Raw genomic sequence first — 17,739 nt, 5'->3', positions numbered from 1 at the left:
CCCAAGAATAGATGCCGGTGAGATTGATATGCTCCCAACTGAGCGGCGAGACGTGTTTCAGCGGTTCGTCAGGAAGGCTCTGATGATGTAACCGCCCTCCGACGACCTCAATGTGCGAAGGTGGGTCTCCATGGGTCCACACAGGAGAGCGGTTATGTCGAAGATTGTCACAGTCGGGCTGGATCTGGCGAAGAATGTGTTTCAGGTGCACGGGGCTGACGAGACAGGCCGCGCTGTGTTGCGTAGGAAGCTGCGCCGAGATCATGTGCTTTCGTTCTTCAGCCAGTTGCCTCGGTGTATTGTTGCGATGGAGGCCTGTGGCGGGGCCCATTTCTGGGGTCGTGAGATTGGCCGCCTGGGTCATGAGGTCCGGTTGATCTCGCCGGCCTACGTCAAGCCCTTCGTGAAGCGTCAGAAGAACGATGCTGCGGATGCTGAGGCGATCTGCGAAGCAGTGACACGCCCGACGATGCGCTTTGTTCCGGTAAAAAGCGAGGAAACTCAAGGCGCAGCAATGCGCTTCCGCGTGCGCGAACTTCTGATCCGGCAGCGAACGCAAATCATCAATGCCTTGCGCGGCCATCTGGCAGAATTCGGACAAATCGTACCGCAAGGTGCAGCCAACGTATCGCGGCTGGTTGCAATCATAGAAAGTCCGGAAAGCGACCTGCCAGCGGATGCGATCACCACGCTGGGTGTATTGGTCACGGTGCTCACGAACCTTGAGGCGGAGATCGGTAAACTTGATGCCGAGATCGCACACACAGCCAGGGAGAATGAAGTGGCGCGGCGCCTGATGACGGTTCCGGGCATCGGCCCACTGATTGCCACGGCGATCGCAGTCCTGGCTCCGCCGCCGCAGACTTTCCGTAAAGCACGCGACTTTGCAGCCTGGCTTGGCCTGACACCCCGGCAGCATTCCACCGGCGGCAAGCAACGGCTCGGGTCAACGACGAAGATGGGCGAGCGCTCTCTACGACGCCTGCTGATCATCGGGGCCAATAGTGTCATCATAAAGCGGCGCGTCCATGCCGAAGCGCGACCCGGCACTTGGTTGGGCGCAATGCTGACGCGCAAGCCGCCACTGCTGGTGCGGGTCGCACTGGCAAACAAAATGGCGCGGATCGTCTGGGCTTTGATGGTTCGAGGCAGCGTCTACCAGTCTCCGGCCGCAGCCGCGTAAGCGTCTTCGGTCGCGAGGGCGTCGGAGCAAAAGAGGGCAAGGAGTCGTTTGGCGCAACGGTCGTGAGACGGGATCGGGACAACCAGCTTGCAACAGAGTGCCTTTGAGCACGCGGCTCTGATGTGGACCCGATCTGCGAACACCATATGGGCCCGCGGCATGTTGATCGCCGCATCAGAGGCCGGATACATGTCAGCACCCGACAACGCGTCAAAACAGGCTAAAATACCCTCTTGCGCATGGGGCGGTTATACATGTTGCAAAGATTCTTTGTCGTAGAATGAAATTTCAAACGACGTCTGCGTATGGACGGAAAACCTCTCGCTCAAACGACAATCATCCAGTCATGCACCATCTTATTTGGCTTTTCAAAATGGACTTGCCCGAAAAAAGTGGAGAGCGAAGGCTTCTTCAGGGTGTCAGCTTGAGAGGGATGCTCTCGAACTGAATTGGGCTTTTGTAGCCCAAGGAGGAATGTCTTCTTTTTGGATTATAGAAGGCGTCGATGTATTGTCCAATGGCGATTTCAGCTTGGGTCCTTGTTTTGAATACAGTTCGCCAAACCAGTTCTGACTTGATTTGTCCGTCTGCGAAAGATTTGAGACAGATTGGCGTTGCGAAGATCGGAGTTTCTGGTCCGTCGTTATGTTTGTTTTAAGCCGCTCGCTGACGATGTTGCAAGCGGCGCTGTTTGATGGTGTCGCGTTTGATCCTTTCGCGTTCGAGTAGGATGGTATTGCCGCGTCCGAAGTAGACGTCGGCCGGGGTCAGATTGCTGAGACTCTCGTGATATCGGCGATGATTGTAATGATCGACGAAGGCTGCGATCTGGGCCTCAAGGTCCTGCGAGAAGTAATAGTTTTCCAGCAGAATGCGGTTCTTGAGCGTCTGGTGCCAGCGCTCGATCTTGCCCTGGGTCTGGGGATGGCCCGGCGCACCATGCACCTGTTCGATGGATCGCTGTTCGAGCCAATCGCCAAGATCGGCAGCGATGTAGCATGGGCCATTGTCAGATAGCAGGCGTGGTTTGTGCTCGACTCTCGCCGTGTCGCATCCTGAGGCCGTCAACGCCAGCGTGAGCGTATCGGTGACGTCTTCGACCTTCATTGTGGTGCACAGCTTCCAGGCGACGATGTATCGCGAGAAGTCATCCAGGATGGTCGACAGATAGAACCAGCCCCAGCCAATGACCTTGAGATAGGTGAAGTCAGTTTGCCAGAGCTGGTTGGGCCGGGTCGTCTTGTCCTTGAACTCGTCGCCGGCCTTGATGACGATGAAGGCCGGCGAGGTGATGAGATCATGGGCTTTGAGCAGACGATAGACCGAAGCCTCTGATACAAAATACTTTTCCGTATCAGTGAAGCGAACGGCAAGCTCGCGCGGCGACAGTTCGGCCTGCTCCAGCGCCATGTCGATGATCCGGCTGCGAACATCGTCGGGAATGCGGTTCCACAGCCGAGACGGCGCTGAATGCCGATCCTCAAGTCCATCGACACCATGGGTCAGGAACCGATCATATCAGCGGTAGAACGTGGGTCTTGGAATACCGAGCTTGTCGAGTGTGGCCTTGATCGGCAGGTGTGACTGCTCGACGATCCAGATGATCTCAAGCTTCTCGGAGGCGGGATATCTCATTCCTCGTCGCCCCCATCCGCTATCATGCTTTTTTTGAGAAGCCGCAGTTCCAGCGCTTGCTCAGCCACGACCTCCTTCAGATCGCGGGTCTCACGGCGAAGAACCTTGACCTCATCAGAGGTGGCAGCACGCGCCGTATCGCCAGCCAGGCGCTTCTTGCCAGCTTCGAGAAATTCCTTCGACCAGCTATAATAAAGGCTCTCGGCAATGCCTTCGCGGCGGCACAGCGCGGCAATGCTGTCCTCGCCACGCAGGCCTTCCAGCACGATGCGGATTTTGTCCTCCGCCGAGTGGTGCTTGCGCGTCGCACGCCGGATATCCTTGATGACCTGTTCGGCCGCTGCTTTCTGCGGCCCGGATTTCTGTCTCATCTTCGCTTCCTTTGATAGGGCTACGATGAACCAGAAATCCTCCCTTCTCAATTACCAGTCATTTGTCTCAAAGGCGCTGATGGCGGACAGCCGCATCTGATTGCGCAAAAAATCCGGTGATATCCTGTTTACCAGCTCCATCGCAGGCGTGGTGCCTGTGGTGTGGGAGCCGATTTATACGGCCTCGAAATTTGCCGTTCAGGCCTTTGTCCATTCCACCCGCAGGCAAGTGTCGCAACATGGCGTGCGTGTTGGGGCTGTGCTGCCAGGTCCGGTGGTGACGGCTCTGCTGGATGATTGGCCAAAGGCCAAGATGGATGAAGCGCTGGCCAATGGCAGCCTGATGCAGCCGCAGGAAGTGGCCGAAGCCGTGCTCTTCATGCTATCGCGTCCACGCAATATTACCATCCGCGATCTGGTGATTGTGCCCAATAGCGTCGATCTTTAATCGACGTCTCCATCATTATCCCATCTATATTGAAGAGCATTTGCCATGATCGAAGCACCTGACACCATCGCGACCGGGCTTGAGCGCTACATTATCGGCGTCGACGTCGGCACCGGAAGTGCCCGCGCAGGCCTGTTTGATCTCCGCGGTGCGCTTATTGCCGTTGCCAAACGCGATATTGCCCTATTTCGCGAAGCGGGCAGCATTGCCGAGCAATCCAGCGCCGATATCTGGGAAGCGGTTTGCACCGTGGTGCGGCAAGTCGCGGCGTCAGTGGGCGATCCGGCGCAAGTGATTGGCCTTGGGTTTGATGCAACATGTTCGCTGGTGGTGCTGGGCGAGGGCGGGCAACCTCTTGCAATTGGCGCGTCCGAACTGCCAGAGCGCGATATCATTGTGTGGATGGATCAACGCGCAGTGGGTCAGGCCGAACGCATCAACGCCATCGGTCATGATGTGCTGCGCTATGTCGGTGGCAAAATTTCGCCGGAAATGGAGACGCCCAAAATTCTCTGGCTAAAGGAAAACCGGCCTCAGACCTTCCAAAATGCCTGGCAGTTTTTTGATCTTGCCGATTTTCTCACCTGGAAGGCAACGGGTGATCTCTCCCGTTCCACCTGCACAGTGACCTGCAAATGGACCTATCTGGCCCATGAGCAGCGTTGGGACCCAAGCTATTTCCACGCCATTGGGCTTGGCGAACTGGCCGATGAGGGCTTCAGCCGCATTGGCCAGCGCATTGTCGAACCCGGAACGCCGCTTGGGCAGGGTCTGACGGAAACCGCCGCTGCCGCCATGGGTCTGAGAACTGGCACGGCCGTGGCGGCGGGCATGATTGATGCCCATGCCGGTGGCATTGGCACGGTTGGCATTGGCAGCGGGCCAAAAGACAATATGGCCTATGTGTTTGGCACCTCCTCCTGCACCATGACCTCAACCGTTGAGCCCGTGTTTGTGCCCGGCGTCTGGGGGCCATATTACTCGGCCATGGTGCCGGGCATGTGGTTGAATGAGGGCGGGCAGAGTGCTGCCGGTGCGGCGATTGATCAATTGCTGGCCTTTCACCCGGCAGCACCAGAGACCGCCGCAAAGGCGCGCGAACAGGGTATTGCCCTGCCGGTTCTGTTGGCGCAGGCGGCAGCGGCCAAGGTCAGCGCCCTGCCCGATGTCGTGCATTTGGCAAAAGGTCTACACATCGTGCCGGAATTCCTCGGCAACCGCGCGCCTTTTGCCGATCCCCACGCACGTGCCATCATTGCTGGTCTGGGCATGGATCGGGATTTTGATAGTCTGGTTGCGCTCTATATCGCGGGCCTGTGCGGCATTGGCTATGGCCTGCGGCAAATCATCGAGACACAGGCCGCATCGGGCGCCCTTATTGTGCGAGTTGTGATCAGCGGTGGCGCTGGCGAGAGCGATCTGGTGCGGCAGGTATTAGCCGATGCCTGCGGCAAGCCTGTGGTGGCCGCGGGTCTGGATGAGCCGGTGTTGCTGGGCTCCGCGATTTTGGGTGCCGTGGCGGGAAAGGCCTTTTCAGGTGTCAGCCAGGCAATGGAAGCTCTAAGCGGCGTAACAAAGACCTATCATCCGCAGGTCGGCGCTTTGGCCAATATCCACAAACGCAGATACGGCCATTTCACAACGCTACAGCAACAGGGTAGAGAGCTACGTAACGTATAGATGGACTGAATATCCTTGGGGTTGTCCGACACCTGGACGAAACGACGAGCAGATAATCTGATCGAAATTTTGGCCTCTTGAAATGATGGTCAGTTTTGAAGTCGTAGGGTGTACCGCGTGTGTCGCCGCTCTCCGGTGCGCGTGAATGCACCGATCTCGACAAGGTGCTGGAGGTCACGCGTTGCTGTTGCACGCGATGTGGCCGTGATTGAAATGTAATTTTCCGCGCTCAACCCGCCTTTAAAACCAGCAACACCCTCTCGAAAAATACGGACGATGACTTTTTCCTGGCGCTCATTAAACCGGTCCCGAAACCGATCGTAGAATTTTGCCTTTTGAATGAAGAAGGCAATGCGATCAATCGTTGCCTGTTGGGCATCCAGGATTGTCTGCGAAAAATAGACAATCCACCCGGTGATATCGAGCTTTCGCTGATGGCGCTCAAGTTCGCAGTAATAGGCCTTTCGGTCACGCTCAATTGTAAAGGCAAGCGAAATCAGAGTTGGTTGCCCAATGTTCTGTGCTAGCGATTTTTCAGCTAACGCGCGTCCAATTCTACCGTTACCGTCCTCAAAGGGATGGATGCTTTCGAAATAGAGGTGTCCGATGGCTGCGCGGGTCAGCGCAGATAATGGAGTTGACCCGCTTGGCCCCGACCGCTTGAACCAGTCGATGAAAAGTGCCATTTCCGCAGCCACCTGGCGGGATGGTGGTGCCTCAAAATGGATTATGGGCTTGTCCAGGCGCCCTGAGACGATCTGCATGGCATCATTATGGCGTCGGTAGGCGCCAATTGTTTCGATATATCGGTTTCCCGCCATCAGCATCGAGTGCCAACGGAAAAGGTCCTCATGCTGGAGTGGGCCGGACCAATTTTTATAGACGTCGGCCATCATCTCTGCGATCCCACGTTCTTGTGGTCGGATCGGACGATTGTCTGTATTGAGACCAAATTGTCGGCGCAGCGACGACTGTACGCTTGCTCGATCAAGGAACTCACCTTCGATCTCCGACGTTTTAATGGCTTCGTCGCTCAGCAACTCAATCCGCAATTGGTTACTGTCGTCGTCACTGAAATGCCTGACAGCACCGATCACCTCACCGGATGACTGGAGAAACCTTTGCTCCAAAGCGGCCATGTTCTCAATGTCATAGGAGAAGTTTGGCCAATCGGGCAGTTGCCAGTTCCATTGCATGAGTTATAGCCGCCTTTTCTATAACTCAAAATTACGCTGATTGGTGAGCTATTGCAAGTGATTCTATCGATCATCTGGGCTTGAAATCTGCTGTGTACCGTTTGTCAGAGAACCACTTTCATTACTGCTCGCCCTCGAAATGGGACGTACAGGATGGAATTCAAGCATTCCAAAATTCGATAGTCTATAACATCAGTCGGACCCGTAGACCCTCTTACTCTCTCTTTCGCAGTTTTGTCCGGCGATCAAGAATGAGGTGATCGACTTTCTCGGAGAGCGCATGATCGGGATCGCTTTCGGCGGCCTCCTTAAGAAGCCGCGTCAGCCGCTTTAACTCCTTTTCATCCAGGTGTTCGATGCCCATAAACCGGTTTTCCGCGGCACTGGTCAGGATTAGCTCGTCCAGTTTTGCCTGAACGGCCTTGCCGTCTCGGTTCTGAGAGTTTTGCAGGACGAAGACCATCAGGAAGGTGATGATTGTCGTTCCAGTATTGACCACGAGTTGCCAGGTTTCGGAAAAACCAAAGAGCGGACCGCTGACCGCCCAGAGGATGATCCCGGCAACCGCAATGACGAATGTTGCCGGCTTGCCGGTCAGGTCCGCAATCATGCCGGAAAATTTTGAAAAGAGGCTGGGTTTCTCGGACATGGTATTCCTCCAGATGGAATAAGCTTACCATTAATTCTCCGATGGCATGGAAGTTCCGGGGCCGGCTCTTTCGCTCGAAAAGAAGGCCTATCGCGTCATCAGATAATGTCCTTGGGCACCAGAGCCTGGTTCATCAAATCTGCTATCATCAAATGGCGAAGACCTATAAAGGTTGAGGGCAATTGGCGAATTTACTGGACGGACAGCCGAGTGAGGGACGAACTGTACAACGCATCACTATGCACAGTCGTGGATATGGCGGGGATTGAACGAGGTCGCTATGATTTGGCCAGAACACGATATTCATAATCTGGTTCTTGTCTATTCAGCACGCTTGTACATCTTCAAGGAAACATGCAGTCGATGGATCCGCTCACCAAGGGAAAACCGGCTCCCGCTTTTCCCTGATAAACTCTAAAGGCGTTCAGCCTCCGGTGTTGCAACCAGTTTTGCGGCCTCGATATTTGCCAGTGAAAGTGCGTCGCGCATCGATTTTCCCGTGGCGAGGGCTGCGGCCATGACGCCGATGAACATGTCGCCGGCTCCGTGCGTGCTTTCCACTTTCACCTTCACGGCTGGCAGGACGATTTCTTCTCCACCCCGGCTTGCGTAGGCGACACCCGCACCGCCTGCGGTGACCACAACGTCCGGGAAGTTCGCCAACAGCATCCTTGCCGCTTCCAATGCGCCATCGAGCGTTTCGACAACCGGGACACCCGCCAGCATTTCAGCCTCGATAGCGTTGACGACGATGATGTCTATCAGGTTCTGAAGGTCGGCTGACAAGGTGCGCGCCGGTGCGGCATTGATCAGGACGCGGCCGCCAGCCTGCCGGACGGCCCTTGCTGCGGCGACATTGGCGGCGTCGGGGATCTCGTTTTGCAGAACCAGAACCGTTGTCCGGCCCAGCAGTTCGGCTGCGGCTGCGACATCCTCATCGCCAAGCGTCAGGTTGGCGCCGGACACGATAACGGCACCGTAATCGCCCTGCGCATCGAAAATCGCAACGCTCATCCCAGTTGACGCCGCCGCGTTGCGCCGCACGAAGCGATCATCAACCTGTCGGCGTTTGAGATTTTCCAACAGAAACCGTCCGAAGTCGTCGTCGGCAACTGCGCCGATCATGAATGTCGAGACGCCAGCCTGTGCTGCCGAGACAGCCTGATTGCCACCCTTGCCGCCGCTTTTGGGGTGCCAGGACGTGCCTGCAACAGTTTCTCCCTGACGTGGCCGGTCTGGACCGAAGACCGCGATATCATAATGCAAGCTGCCGAAAACGGTGACGATAGGCGAGGATGTCATGGAAGGCGATCTTTGCGTTTGGAGGTGACGGCGGACATGGTGCGGTCGAGATTGCGCTCGGCGGCCTGATAGTCGCGCTGGGCGACGGCGACGAAAATGGCGTCGAGAATATTGAGCTGCGCGATGCGCGCCGCGGCATTCTCCCCCATCAAAGGCGAGCCTTGTGCGGTGGAACACAAGACCACGTCGGCGGACTGGGCGAGCGCGGAGGAACCGTAATTGGTCACGGCAATGGTGCTGGCGCCATTCTTGCGGGCAAGCTGTAGGGCCTCGATCACCGCAATCGTATTGCCCGAATGCGAAAAGCCGATGGCGACATCGGTATCGGCAAGAAGGGCCGCCGACATCAGCATCATGTGTGAATCGTCAAAGACGCTGGCGCGCACGCCAATTCTCAAAAACTTGTGAGCCACATCCCGGGCGATCTGCGCCGAGCCGCCGACGCCGTAGAAATCCCGGTTTCGAGCCTTATGGATCATGTCCGCCGCCTGGTCAAAGGCTGCCATGTCCAGAATGGCAAGCGTTTCCTCAAGGGCGTGGATCGAGGTGCGAAAGACTTTCTGGACGATTTCAAGCGAGGTGTCGTCAACCGACAATTCCTGATGCATTTCAGTGGTTGGCTGGCGGTTATACTGGCTGACGGAAGACCGGAAATCCCGGAAGCCGGAAAAACCGAGCTTCTTGGTGATCTTCACCACCATGGCTTCCGAAACCCCGGCATTTTCGGCGATCTGCTTCAGCGAGGTCTCCTCGCTGAAATCACGCATGCCGAAGACCGTATCCACGACCTTTGCTTCCAGCGGCGTCAGCATTGGCATCATCATGCGAATGCGCGGCCCCACCGCCTTCATGTCAAAGCCATCAGCGTTCATTCCCGTCCCCTTGTCGCGCGATCAATCATCATTGCGACGAGGATTATAAGGCCGGTGGCGAGCAGTTGATAGAAGGCCTGGACATTCATCAGCGTCAAACCATTGCGCATGGCACCCAGGATAATGGCGCCAAGAATGGTGCCGACAATACTGCCCTTGCCGCCCATCAGCGATGCACCGCCAATCGCCGCTGCTGCAATTGCATCCAGCTCCCAGAGATTGCCGAGAATGGGCTCGGCTGCGCCAAGACGGCCAATCAGGATGAGAGAGGCGAGTGCGGCGAGCCCGCCGGAAATCACATAGGCGGTAATCTTGGTACGGGCGATTGGAACGCCTGCCACGTAAGCGGCTTCCTCATTGCCGCCAACCGCCATCAGGTATTCGCCAATGGGCGTCTTCTTCAGCAGCACCCAGGCGGCGACCGACACCCCGGCAACGATCAACACCGGGATTGGCAGGCCGATCAGGGTTCCATTGAACAGCGCCCGAAAACCGGGCGGAATGCCCAGCACCGGATTGCCGCCGGTGAAGATCAGCGCGATGGCTCGGTAGGTGCTCAGTGTCCCCAGCGTCACGATGAAGGGTTGCAGGCCAATATAGGCGACAAGCACACCATTGATGAAGCCGCATACCGCGCCGACGCCAAGCCCGGCGAGAATCGCCAAAGGAATGGGCGTGCCGCCCAGCAGCAGCGTCGCGGTCATTACGGCGGCAATGGCAGCGGTCGGCCCGACCGATAGATCGATGCCGCCTGAAATGATCACTAGCGTCATGCCCAGTGCCAGGCAGGCATTGATGCTGGATTGCTGGAGAATATTGGTCAGGTTGCGCTCCGACAGGAAGCCGGGAACGAGCGCTGCAAATACCGCCATGATGACGATGAGGCCAATCAGCGTTCCGGCATCACGCAACGAGACGGAAAACCGGCGAAAGGTCGGGACCGATTGGCTGGCGGCGGATGAAGAGGCGGTCATGGAGAAAGATCCTCTCTGTTTATGCAGGATGTGCGATGGCGGTAGCACCGGCACTCGCTCCTGGAATGGCGTGGGCGAGAATGGCACTTTCCGTCAGCTGTTCGCGCAAGATTTCAGCCGCGATCTGCCCTTCCCGCATCACCAGGACCCGGTCGGAGAGCCGGATGACTTCGGGAAGCTCGGAGGAGACGACGATGATCGAATGGCCTTCGCGGGCCAGGGCTTCGATCAATTGGTAAATCTCGGATTTTGCCCCGACATCGATGCCGCGTGTCGGCTCATCGAACAGCAGGATTTGCGATTTGGCCGCCAGCCAGCGGGCAATAATGGCCTTTTGCTGGTTGCCGCCGCTGAACAGACGGATAGGGCGATCAAGCTGAAATGGCCGCAGGTTGACCCGCTTCAACAAATCCTGCGCGCTGGCGCGCAGTTTTCCGGTGCGGATCAGACCGGCAGCGGAAAAGCTGGGAAGCGAGGCGAGCGCCATGTTCAAACTGACCGGACGCAAAGGGATGATGCCTTCGCGCTTGCGCTCTTCCGGCACAAGGCCGATTCCTGCCGCGATTGCGTCACGGGGATTGCGCAGGCTGACACTCTTGCCATCGATGGTAATAGACCCCTCGCTCAGACGATCGACCCCGGCGATCAGGCGCAGCAATTCCGTGCGCCCCGAGCCGACCAGCCCAGCAATGCCTAGCACTTCACCCCTTTTCAGGGTGAAGGAGACATTTTTGATCTTGGTGGCTGAGGACAGATTGCTGGCTTGCAGCCTGACCTGATCGGTCACGAAGGAATGATGGGTTTCCTGCATCAGTTCACGCCCGACCATCATGGCGATGACCTGTTTTTCCGATGTGGCTTTCATATCAACGATGCCAACGAGTTTGCCATCCCGCATGACGCTGGCGCGTTGGCAGATGCGGAAAACCTCGTCCATCTTATGTGAAACATAAATAATCGACACGCCACTGGCCGAGAGATCGGCAATCACCTCAGCCAGCCGGTCGAACTCGCTCGGCGTCAAGCTGGAGGTCGGCTCATCCATGGCGATGACCTTGGCCTTGTCGAGCAGGGCGCGGCCGATCTCGACAATCTGTCGCTGCGCGACTTTCAGGCTGGAGATGGGTGCGGAGACGTCGATGCTGCGGTCGATCATCGACAGCGCTTCGGCGGCTCGCTGCTCCTGCTCCCGGCGCGAAACGAAAAGCCCGCCCATGCGGGTCAGTGAATGGCCAAGAAACATGTTCTGGGCAACACTCAGATGCGGAACCTGTTGAAGTTCCTGATGGATCATCGCAATGCCAGCCTGTCTTGCATCCAGCGGCTTGCGAAACGCGACAGCTTCGCCATCGACGAAAACAGTGCCGGAGGTTGGGCGGAAGACACCGGACAAAATGCGCAGAAGCGTTGATTTTCCCGCGCCGTTTTCACCCAGCAGGCCGTGAATTTCTCCGGGAGCGACGTCAAAGCTCACCTCCGTCAGCGCGTTGACGCCCGGAAAGCTCTTGGAGATTGTTTCAAATCCCAGTCTCGGCACCATCTCTTACCTCCTCCTGCAAGACACGCGCTGCCAGCCCTGAAAGCTGGCAGTGCCCTAACCCCGATTATTTTGCAGCCTTGGCATCTTCCATCAGCACGGCGCGCACATCGACGCCCTTGCCCTGGTAGCGGGCGAGGTTGTCGGCGGTGATCAGCGCCTGAGGCGTTGCGACAACGCGCGGCAATTTCTGGCCGGCAACGAGCCGAAGGGCTGTTTCCATGGCCACTTCACCTGTTAGAACCGGAAAGCTATCGACGGTGCCGGTCAGTTCGCCTGCCTTGATCGAGGCGTAGGCGTCTGAAATACCGTCAGTGCCGAAAACCGCGACCTTGCCCGCAAGCCCTGCCGCCTTGACGGCTTCGACCACGCCCAATGCCATGCCGTCATTGTTGGCATAGAAGCCGATAAGATCGGGGTGTTGGTTGAGGATGTTGGTCGCGGCATCGTAGGAGGTCTGCCGGTCCCAATTGCCTGGAACGCTGGCGACGATCTTGAACTTGCCGTTTTCACCGATGGTGGACTTGAAGCCGTCGGTGCGTTGCGCGGCGGCATAAACACCGGCCTGACCCTCGATGATCGCCACCTTGCCACCCTGCGGACGGTTGGTGATGAACCATTTGGCGACCCGCACGCCATTGTCGCGCTGGACATTGCCGACATAGTGCTCGGCCTGCGGGATCACGGCATCATTGACGTCAACGACCGGAATATTGGCGGCCTTGGCCTGTTCGATCACCGGCTGAAGATTGGAATCCGTCTGCGGCGACACCAGCAGAACGTTATAGCCTTGGGTGATCATCCCCTCGGCAATTGTCAACTGACCAAGCTGGTCGCCTTCGCTTTGCGCCGCCTGATAGGCGACCGGAACGTTCTTGGCCTTGCCGAACGCCGCATAGCCCTCACCGAGCGACCGCCAATATTCGTTGGTCAGTGTCTTTGAGACTGCGCCCGCCTTTGTGCCGTCAGGAAGCTTCGGAAAGGGGCCGAACTTTGCTTCCAGCTGCGACCAGTCCATGCGGTCTTTTTCAGTGTCGGAATTGAGCGGGGCTAGCTGCTGTGCAAAGGCTGCGCTGAACAGGAAGCTGGCAGCAAGGCCAGTGGCAAGCGTCAGTTTCATCATGGTCTTCATCGGTTCCTCCCAGGTGGTATCATCAAGCATGCCTCCGGCATGCCTTTGGTTACAAAGGTCTGAAATCTCGGGGTATTTGGAATTGCGGGCCTTAGCCCAGCATCAGTTCCTGAACGATGGCCTGCGCGGACACGGCATCCTGACGGTCGATGGCGCCCGAAAGACGATTGTCCTGATCGAGGCGATCGACAATCCGCAGCATGCGCTTGACGGTCTGGATATTGACCTCGCATTCGTGGACGGGATCGAGACCCGTCATGTCCGGGAAGGTGTCGAAGTAGATGGCGCCATCGTAGCCGTCCTTGCGGATCTGGCGCAGAAGCTCGATGGTCTGCTGGGTGTGGACCGCGCCCACCATCAGGCCATCGTCGCGCTTGGCATAGCCATCGTTCAGATGCACACCGAGAACGCGGCTATGGCGGGCAATCAAGGCGGCGGCAAAGGCTGGCTGTTCATCGGCGTAGAGAACGTGGGCAAAGTCCAGCGTCACGCCAAGATTGGGCATATCGACATCCCTGATGGCCAGCAATGTCGTTGCCGCATCCGGCATCAGGCTGTAGGACCGAGGTTCGTTCGGCTTGTACTCGATGCTGATCTGGCATTCCGGGTCATGGGCGCAAACTTCACGGATTCCATCAATTTCGTGTTGCCACAGGATGTGATAATCCGCCTGAAAGGCATAATCGAACCCATCCTGGCCGAGCCAGAGCGTCATCAACCGGCTGCCTGCTGCACGGGCTGCGTCAATACCGGCCTTGGTGAGATCGATGGCTTCCCGCCGGACTGCGGGGTCTGAATTGGTGAATGCGCCGATCTTGAAGGCGGGATTGGTGTAATAGCGCATGGCGAACCCATTGATTGCCAGGCCCATATCGCCGATCTGGCGTGCCAAAACAGCAGGGTCTTCGCCAACATGATCGGGATAATTGAGATCGAGATCCGTTAGCCCATCGACTTTTGCGGCACGCTTTGCCATTTGCAGCATGGTCGGCTTGCCGGACAGGTCCGGCCATTCTGCCTTTGGGCAGGAGGCAAAGGAATTCAGGCGGGTTGCAAATTTCAGCTGGGTCACGGCTCTGGCTCACTTTGATCACTACACTTCATACTTCACAAAATAATTGTGATTTGTAAAGTAAAAAATCTCTTAGCCCCCAGTGAATTGCCTGTAGCCGACCTCAGCCACGCAGCAATGCCTCGATTTCGCTGCGCTCCGGCATGGCGGGCGCGGTTCCCCGGCGGGTAACGGCGATGCCCGCCGTCGCACATCCAAACCGGACCGCGTCGAGCGGAGTAAACCCATCGGCAAGCGCTGCCGCAAAACCGCCGACGAAGGCGTCCCCTGCCCCTGTCGTATCGATGACAGGCCCGGCTGCAATGGCCGGCACCGCCACCGAGGCATCGTGGCTATGAAACAACACGCCTCTGCTGCCGAGCGTGATGATGGCAGCACCGACACCGCGCTCCAGAAGCACATCCCCCGCCCGCTTCGCATCTTCAATCGTATCGAGCGGAAAGCCAACCAATGCGGCGGCTTCGGTTTCGTTGGGAATGATATAGTCGCATAGCGGATAGATCGCGTCTGGAAACGGCTCGGCGGGGGCGGGGTTGAAGATAGTGGTGACGCCAGCCTTACGGGCGATCATCAGCCCGTGGTGGGCTGCCTCGGAGGGCTGCTCAAGCTGCGTTACGAAAATTGCGCTGGTCTCGATGGTTTGCCGCGCCGCCTCGACATCCTCAATGGTAATGGTTCCGGCAGCGCCGGGATAGACGATGATGGCATTGTCGCCAGTCTTGTCGTTGACATAGATGAACGCGGCACCGGTCGGCTGGTCATCCATAACGGTCAGTTTTGGCAGGACACCGGCATCCGCATAGGTCTTCAACGCCAGATCACCGAACGTGTCGCGACCGATCTTCGAGATGAAGGAGACGTTCGCGCCCTCCCCGGCCCTTGCTGCCGCAACCGCCTGGTTGGAGCCCTTGCCGCCCGGCCCGACGGAAAAGCCGCTGCCGGTGATCGTCTCGCCTACGACCGGCAGCCGGGCCGCAAGATAAGCTGTATCGGCAACAAAGATTCCGAGTATCGAAACGCCCTTGCCCATCCTGCCCTCCTTATGCTCCAGCCGGTGGGATGACGCCCTTGGTGAACAGGAAGCAGCCGTAGAAGCGGGTTTCGCCGGTTGAAATCACACAATAGGCCTTCTTTGCAAGGTCGTAGAATGCAAACCGCTCAATGCCGTACATAGGCGATGGCTTGCCCTCGGCACTGTCGATTTCAACTTGGACCTCGTGTTGCACCGGCTGAATGTCGTCCGGGGCACCCATGACTTCCATACGACCTGCCGAATTTTGCAGCGGCGTATCGAGCGGAAAAACCGACAGCAGGACGCGCACGGCTTCCGCGGCGGATAGATTGGCCATGGAGAGCGGACGGCCCAGCACGGTTTGGCGCGCCACGCTATCGCTGGGGAAGTTGGTATCGGAAATCACAAGTGTATCGCCATGCCCCATGGATCGCAGCGCATGCAGCACGTCGGCATTCAAGGCAGGATGAAGATTTTTCAGCATGGGACACTCCTTGTCTAACTTAACTTACTACAATGACTGGCCTATTTGACCGCACCGGCGGTCAGGCCCTTGACGATATAGCGCTCCAGGAAAATACCGACCAGGACAAGCGGCATGATGGCGGCGGTGGCGATAGCGGCCATGGACCACCAATTGATGCCTTGCGAGCCGGTCTGGCTGGCCACCATGACGGGCAACGTTTTGGCGTTCGAACTGGTCAGCAGCGCTGCGAAGAAATATTCGTTCCAGCAGAGAATGACTGAAAGGATGAAGGCAGCCACCATTCCCGGCAGGGCGATGGGCAGCACGATCCGCATAAACGCGCCCCAGATCGAGCAGCCATCTACAAGGGCTGCCTGCTCGAGTTCGACGGGGATCGTGTCGAACTGGTCACGCATGATCCAGATGACGATGGGCAGTACCATCAGCGTGTAGACCAGAACGAGACCGGTCAGAGTATCCAGCAGCATCAGGTGTTTATAGAGCACCAGAAACGGCATGGCGAGCACGACGGGTGGCAGGATCAATTGGGACAGGAAGAAGAACGAGATATCCTTATTGCGCAACCAGAGGAATTTGTAGGAAAACCGGCTGAGGCCATAGGCCGCCAGCGATCCGATCACCACAGCCAGAAACGAGGCTCCAGCCGAGGCGACGACGCTGTTGAAAAATCGCCGCATGAATTCGTCGCGCACCGTCGAGGCCACAAATATCGTATCCGGCGAAAGGCCAAGTGAGCGCCAGCCCTTCCAGTCCGGCGTAAAATCCACGAAGGGAATGAGGTGGCCCTGGGTGACATTGACGGCGGTCTTGAACGAGGTGGTAATGGTCCAGTAAATCGGAAACAGGGAGATAAAGGCCCAGAACACCAGCGCCGCGTAAATCAGCAGGCTGCCTGTCATGAAGCGAGGGCGGCGAAACCTTGTTTCAGGACCGCTATGGCGGGTAGGGTTGCGTGCCATGGTCTAACCCTCAGTTGGAACGTTGCAGCCAGCGGCTCGTCACCTTCAGGATGAGCGAGACGAAGATAATGATGATGACGAGATAGAACTCGGCCAGCATGGTGCCGTAGCCGACGTTCGAGCGGTCACGATATTCCCGGAAGATGAAGCTGGAGACCGTATCTGTTGCGCCGCCGGGTCCGCCTGCGGTGACATTGATGACGATATCGGCAAGCTTCAACTGAAAAATGATCCGCAGGATAATCACGGTGACGCTGACCGGCAGCATCAGCGGAAAGGTGATTTCCTTGAAACTTTGCCAGCCGGAAGCGCCATCGACCTTGGCGGCCTCCTTGATCTCCGTTGGCAGGGCCTGAAGCCCGGCCAGAAGCAGGATCATCATGAAGGGGATCGACACCCAGGCATCCATGGCCATCAGCGAGAGACGGGCAAGCCACGGGGTCGAGAAAAACGCCGGGTTGTCCCATCCGAGATGCCGGGCAAGCGTTGCTGCCGGACCGAAGCGATATTCCATCAGGGATTTGCCGATCATCCAGCTGACGGCAACCGGGCTCAACATCAGCGGCAGAAGGAAGGCGACGCGAAAGAACTTCCGGGCCTTGATTTCGGCGTTCAAAAGCAGCGCGAGGCCAAAGGCAATGGCATATTGCACCAGAACCGCCAGAACATAATAGACCATGTTCAACAGCGCATTCCAGAAATAAAAGTCGGCAAACAGCGTGCGCAGGTTGTCGATGCCATTGAAACGCCGTCCTGCGGCCGCGCTGAGGTTCCAGTCGGTGAAGGCAATGTAGAGGCCGAACACCGTGGGAAATACCACCATGGCTATCGTAAACAGCATTGCCGGTAAAACGAACACGGCCCGCTGGCCAGCTTCGCCACGGATCATGATTTGCGCGGCGCACAGAGCCACGGCCCAGACGATATAGGCATAGAGCAAGGGACGCCAGCTGACGAGGCCAAGCGAGGTCACCCCGGCTACATCGAGAACTTGCAGAACGAGCACGCCAAGCAACAGCACCGTGGCCACCGTCAGCAGCAGGCGACCACGCCGGGCACCGGTTTGCCGCAGCGATACCCTTTCGGTCGGGCGAATGACAGGCATGGTCGTGTCGGACATAAGCAAACCCTTGGGCATAACGCCCTGCATAAACCGGTGGCCAAAAGTGGCTTTAGGCGGTCAATAAAGGTCAGGCGACATTGGAAAGCCGCCTGACGCCGTATGGAAAT

The 17,739-nt window shown here is 57.5% G+C and carries 14 protein-coding genes and 3 pseudogenes; 3 read left to right on the top strand and 14 right to left on the bottom strand.

All coding sequences use genetic code 11. The annotated features are described in order from the left end of the window. Positions 1-154: 154 nt before the first annotated feature. Positions 155-1,183: an IS110 family RNA-guided transposase gene (locus tag H1Y61_RS23525; protein ID WP_180575301.1), complete on the top strand. Its 1,029-nt coding sequence runs from the start codon at positions 155-157 to the stop codon at positions 1,181-1,183. A gap of 411 nt (positions 1,184-1,594) precedes the next feature. Here the strand turns inward: H1Y61_RS23525 and H1Y61_RS23520 are convergent. Beyond that, positions 1,595-1,762: pseudogene (locus tag H1Y61_RS23520) on the bottom strand (IS3 family transposase); the annotation flags it as partial. Positions 1,763-1,837: 75 nt separating this feature from the next. Continuing rightward, positions 1,838-3,189, bottom strand: a pseudogene (locus tag H1Y61_RS23515) (IS3 family transposase). Between the two features lie 90 nt (positions 3,190-3,279). On the opposite strand from H1Y61_RS23515, the pseudogene H1Y61_RS23510 reads away from it, so the two are divergent. Then, positions 3,280-3,637: pseudogene (locus H1Y61_RS23510) on the top strand (SDR family oxidoreductase); the annotation flags it as partial. Between the two features lie 45 nt (positions 3,638-3,682). After that, complete coding sequence (locus H1Y61_RS23505; protein ID WP_180575300.1) at positions 3,683-5,317, top strand: FGGY-family carbohydrate kinase; 1,635 nt, start codon at positions 3,683-3,685, stop codon at positions 5,315-5,317. A gap of 89 nt (positions 5,318-5,406) precedes the next feature. Here the strand turns inward: H1Y61_RS23505 and H1Y61_RS23500 are convergent, their stop codons facing one another. The 12 genes from H1Y61_RS23500 to H1Y61_RS23445 form a co-directional block, all read right to left on the bottom strand. Next, the gene (locus tag H1Y61_RS23500; RefSeq protein ID WP_180575299.1) at positions 5,407-6,513 is read right to left on the bottom strand and encodes a Fic family protein; all 1,107 of its coding nucleotides are present in this window, start codon (positions 6,511-6,513) and stop codon (positions 5,407-5,409) included. A 214-nt stretch (positions 6,514-6,727) separates the two neighbouring features. Beyond that, on the bottom strand, positions 6,728-7,162 hold the full coding sequence (locus H1Y61_RS23495) for a low affinity iron permease family protein (protein ID WP_180575298.1): 435 nt from the start codon (positions 7,160-7,162) through the stop codon (positions 6,728-6,730). Positions 7,163-7,576: 414 nt separating this feature from the next. Further along, entirely contained in the window at positions 7,577-8,464 is an 888-nt protein-coding gene (locus H1Y61_RS23490) for a ribokinase (RefSeq protein WP_180575297.1), read from the bottom strand. After that, positions 8,461-9,336: a MurR/RpiR family transcriptional regulator gene (locus tag H1Y61_RS23485; RefSeq protein WP_156551202.1), complete on the bottom strand. Its 876-nt coding sequence runs from the start codon at positions 9,334-9,336 to the stop codon at positions 8,461-8,463. Before H1Y61_RS23485 ends, H1Y61_RS23490 begins: the two co-directional genes overlap by 4 nt. Continuing rightward, positions 9,333-10,310, bottom strand: a complete 978-nt coding sequence (locus H1Y61_RS23480; protein ID WP_015918470.1) for an ABC transporter permease — start codon at positions 10,308-10,310, stop codon at positions 9,333-9,335. The genes H1Y61_RS23485 and H1Y61_RS23480 overlap by 4 nt, the downstream gene beginning before the upstream one ends. A 19-nt stretch (positions 10,311-10,329) precedes the next feature. Then, entirely contained in the window at positions 10,330-11,850 is a 1,521-nt protein-coding gene (locus H1Y61_RS23475) for a sugar ABC transporter ATP-binding protein (RefSeq protein ID WP_180575296.1), read from the bottom strand. Positions 11,851-11,914: 64 nt separating this feature from the next. Continuing rightward, complete coding sequence (locus tag H1Y61_RS23470) at positions 11,915-12,979, bottom strand: sugar ABC transporter substrate-binding protein (protein ID WP_180575295.1); 1,065 nt, start codon at positions 12,977-12,979, stop codon at positions 11,915-11,917. 91 nt (positions 12,980-13,070) lie between these two features. Then, positions 13,071-14,042, bottom strand: a complete 972-nt coding sequence (locus H1Y61_RS23465) for a sugar phosphate isomerase/epimerase family protein (protein ID WP_180575507.1) — start codon at positions 14,040-14,042, stop codon at positions 13,071-13,073. 112 nt (positions 14,043-14,154) lie between these two features. Further along, the gene (rbsK, locus tag H1Y61_RS23460) at positions 14,155-15,081 is read right to left on the bottom strand and encodes a ribokinase (protein WP_180575294.1); all 927 of its coding nucleotides are present in this window, start codon (positions 15,079-15,081) and stop codon (positions 14,155-14,157) included. A gap of 10 nt (positions 15,082-15,091) precedes the next feature. Next, positions 15,092-15,547 (bottom strand): RbsD/FucU family protein, encoded by a 456-nt coding sequence (locus H1Y61_RS23455; protein ID WP_087730621.1) that lies wholly within the window; start codon positions 15,545-15,547, stop codon positions 15,092-15,094. Positions 15,548-15,588: 41 nt separating this feature from the next. Further along, a complete protein-coding gene (locus H1Y61_RS23450) occupies positions 15,589-16,449 on the bottom strand; it encodes a carbohydrate ABC transporter permease (RefSeq protein WP_234613951.1) in 861 nt (286 codons plus the stop codon). Positions 16,450-16,519: 70 nt separating this feature from the next. After that, positions 16,520-17,629, bottom strand: coding sequence for a carbohydrate ABC transporter permease (locus tag H1Y61_RS23445; protein WP_180575292.1), 1,110 nt, complete (start codon positions 17,627-17,629; stop codon positions 16,520-16,522). Between the last annotated feature and the right edge of the window lie 110 nt (positions 17,630-17,739).

It is taken from the genome of Agrobacterium vitis (genome assembly GCF_013426735.1).
In the GTDB taxonomy this organism is placed as follows: Bacteria; Pseudomonadota; Alphaproteobacteria; order Rhizobiales; family Rhizobiaceae; genus Allorhizobium; species Allorhizobium vitis_D.
This window is presented reverse-complemented; position numbering and strand designations above follow the sequence as displayed.